Annotated in this window: 4 protein-coding genes; 2 read left to right on the forward strand and 2 right to left on the reverse strand. The window is 66.4% G+C overall.

Annotated elements, in window-relative coordinates:
- Nucleotides 1-98: 98 nt before the first annotated feature.
- Nucleotides 99-1,034 carry a hypothetical protein gene (locus tag AC31A1_RS49605; protein WP_489659628.1) on the reverse strand — a complete coding sequence of 312 codons (936 nt, stop codon included), beginning with the start codon at nt 1,032-1,034 and terminating at the stop codon, nt 99-101.
- Nucleotides 1,035-1,114: 80 nt separating this feature from the next.
- Complete coding sequence (locus AC31A1_RS49610) at nt 1,115-1,534, reverse strand: ATP-binding protein (protein ID WP_489659629.1); 420 nt, start codon at nt 1,532-1,534, stop codon at nt 1,115-1,117.
- Between the two features lie 226 nt (nt 1,535-1,760).
- Between AC31A1_RS49610 and AC31A1_RS49615 the strand changes: the two genes are divergently transcribed.
- Nucleotides 1,761-2,612 carry a helix-turn-helix domain-containing protein gene (locus AC31A1_RS49615; RefSeq protein WP_489659630.1) on the forward strand — a complete coding sequence of 284 codons (852 nt, stop codon included), beginning with the start codon at nt 1,761-1,763 and terminating at the stop codon, nt 2,610-2,612.
- Between the two features lie 9 nt (nt 2,613-2,621).
- Nucleotides 2,622-2,767 (forward strand): DUF397 domain-containing protein (locus AC31A1_RS49620; protein WP_489659631.1); only part of this gene is annotated, 146 nt, incomplete at its 3' end.

Genomic DNA, 2,767 nt, shown 5'->3' on the forward strand with positions numbered 1-2,767 from the left:
GGGGAGTGGCATGGGGCCGAACGTATAGCGGGGGTTCGCCAACGCTGCGCCATGCACCGGTCAACATTCCGTCAACGAAGGGTAGTTGCCGGTCAAGGTCAGGGGGTGACGTCCGCTGAACCTTCCGCGCCATCCGGTACTTCGGCGAACAGTTCCTCCGCGTGCTCGACCGTGCCGGCGCGGTCGAGCCAGTCGTTGAGGCGGTCGAGGTCGGTGCAGGCGGTGATGCGCTCGCGGAGATCGTGGGAGACGGCCAACCCACGGACTTCCAGGACGCGCAGGACTCCCTTGGCTTCACCTTGGGCCTTGCCTACGGCCTCGCCCTCGGCCTGACCTTCGAGATAGGCCCTCTCCATGAGGTGGCCCCGGCCGGGGAAGTAGTTGACGAAACCCATGATGCTCCTCCATTTGTCTCCGGCGGGGGTCTCCCCGAGGGTGACGTCCAGGAATTGGTAGATGTAGTCGGAGGCGTCTGCGTCCATGCCCGTCAGGGCGTGGTCCAGTGCGTCCAGTATGGCGTCGCAGTCGCGGTTGTTGGCGTGTGTCAGGGCGGAGAACGCGGCCAGCGCGGGATTTCTGGCGGCGGTCCTCGCGTCCGTGATCATCGGGAGGTTGTCCGGTCCGACGACGAGGGGCCACGTTCGCTGGACGGTCCAGCCGCGTGTGCCGCAGTCGAACGGGCCGGCCGCCCACTTGGCCGTGGCCCGGTCTCGGCAGAGCACGAGCAGCAGGACCGGCAGCTTGTACTTCGACTGCAGGTAGGCGACGTAGTACGGCCAGCTCGCCTCCTTCCTGTCATCCCGCCGTTCCTGCGACTCGACGGCGAGCAGGAAGTCCTCCCCGTCCGACGGACAGATCCGCAGCGCGGTGTCGATGTGCCGTGCGATCGGCCGGGTCTCCGTCACGTCGGAGGTGATCGCGTAGACCGCCGCCTTCTCGGGTAACGCGATGCCCAGCACGCCGAAAACGGGCGTGAGGATCTCGGGCCGCTCCTGGAAGATGCGGTGCATGCCCTCGTGAGCTGATGTGACCATGTGCGCAACCTAGGTGGATCAAGGACCGGGTTGTCCGGCCGATTCGAGGACGTTCACTCTTTCGAGGGGCGAAGGAACGTTCAGGCCGAGCGGCCCAGTTCGCACCAGACGTACTTGCCCCGGTGACCGTTCCTGGACAGGGGCTGCCAGCCCCAGAGGTCGGCGCAGGCCCTGACCAGGGCGAGGCCGCGGCCCTCCTCCAGATCGGTGATCGCGGTCAACTCACGTGGTGGCTGCGGGGGTTCGGGGTTCGCGTCCCAGGCGCCGATACGGAGGACGCCGGGCGCCCAGGAGACTCGCAGGGCGGCGGGCCCTTCCGTGTGGCGAACGGCGTTGCCCACCAGCTCCGTTGCGAGGAGTTCGGCGGTGTCGACCAGGCCGATCAGTCCGTGCATCGTGAGGATCAGGCGGAGGGTGCGGCGGCAGACGGTGACTGAGCGGGGGTCGTTGGGGATGTTGAGGGAGTACTCCCAAGGCGCGGGGTGTTCGGTTTCGGGCATGCGTGAACTCCGTATGTGAGGTGGGGAGTTGATGTCCGGGGGCGGTGGCAGTGCCGCAGCCGTCATGGCAGGACGGAGTGGTGCGCTTCCGGTCACCCCGTGTTCCGCAACGTGTACGGCGCATCACTGACGGTAGGGTCCAATGTTGGTCCAACGCAAGCTGTTGCCGTAATCTGCCCACGAACGGGGCACCGTCCCGAGGCTGTTGAGGAACGAGAGGGAATCCATGCCGCGGAGACATCAGCCCACCGCGCGACAGGCACGCCTAGGTGCCGAACTGCGGAAACTGCGCGAGGCAGCCGGGTTCACGGGACGCGAAGCAGCGGCGGCGCTGGGAACCGACGCAGGGCGACTGAGTCAGATCGAGTCCGGCGTGGCCGGGGTCAGCGAGGACACTGTGCGCCGGCTTGCCGCCAATTTCGCCTGTGCGGACGGCGAATTGGTCGGCGCGCTCGTAGCCATGGCGACAGACCGCACGAACGGCTGGTGGGAGGAGTACCGAGGCGTTCTTCCCAGCGCCTACTGCGACCTCGCCGAGCTGGATCACCACGCGACGTTCCGTCACGACGTGGCTGTCATCCACGTACCCGGGCTCTTCCAGACCGAGGCCTACGCACGAGACCTCTTCTCGTACATGAACCCGGAGTTCCCCGAGAGCGAGTTGGACCACCGAGTGGCCCACAGGATGAAGCGGAAGGTCATCATCGAGGGCCTCGACCCCATCCCGTACGAGACCGTGATCCACGAAGCGGCGCTCCGTATCAAGGTGGCCGGCCGGACCGCCTTCCGCGCTCAACTGGCCCGCATCCTGGAGCTGTCGGAAGCCGAACACGTCACAGTCCGGGTCATCCCCTTCGAACTGGACGCCTTCGCGGGAGCCGGCGGTGCGATGGTGCACCTGGGCGGGGCGGTACCCCGCCTGGACACCGTGGTACGTGACGCTCCGCACGGCACCGCGTTCCTCGACTCCGAGGCCCAACTGGAGCACTTTCGAAAGCTCTTCCGTAAAGTGAAAGGCGAGTCGCTCGACCCAGCGCAGTCACGTGACCTCATTCACCAGTTGGCCAAGAATCTGTGAGGAAGAGCCATGATCACCCCCGCTCAGTGGCAGAAGTCATCCTTCTCCGGCGGCGGTGAAGGCAACGACTGCGTCGAACTCGCCTGTGGTGACACCTCGTTGCTCCTCCGTGAGAGCGACGACCCCGCCCGAATACTCCCCCTCACCCCCATCAC

This window comes from Streptomyces sp. P5F9 (assembly GCF_057961495.1).